We start from the raw sequence: 247 nt of genomic DNA, 5'->3' as shown, positions 1-247 counted from the left end.
AGCTCTTTACAATATACTGGTCTATATTTTCTTCCAACAGCCGGAAGAATTTTTTCTGGTCATGCTGATAAAGGTCAAAGAAAATATGAGGTTCAGAGAAAGTTTTTGTCAGCAGATCCGGCCTGCTACCCTCTTCAACAAAAACTGCCTGCTTTGTAGGATGCAATATGCTTTGCAGCAGTGTTAACGTAATATCCCGGCTTATAGACAAGGCCGGTTCAGTAAATTCGTTTAAGGCAACAAAACG

General features: G+C 40.5%; 1 protein-coding gene. It reads right to left on the bottom strand.

Translation table 11 applies throughout. The features are described from left to right. The coding region (locus KVT31_RS29845; RefSeq protein WP_217613759.1) for a hypothetical protein at positions 1-247 on the bottom strand (247 nt) is incomplete at both ends.

Source organism: Bacillus sp. GbtcB14, assembly GCF_019091205.1.
In the GTDB taxonomy this organism is placed as follows: Bacteria; Bacillota; Bacilli; order Bacillales; family Bacillaceae_G; genus Bacillus_A; species Bacillus_A cereus_AG.
Note: the sequence above shows the minus strand (reverse complement) of the source record. Positions and strands in the feature narration are given on the sequence as shown.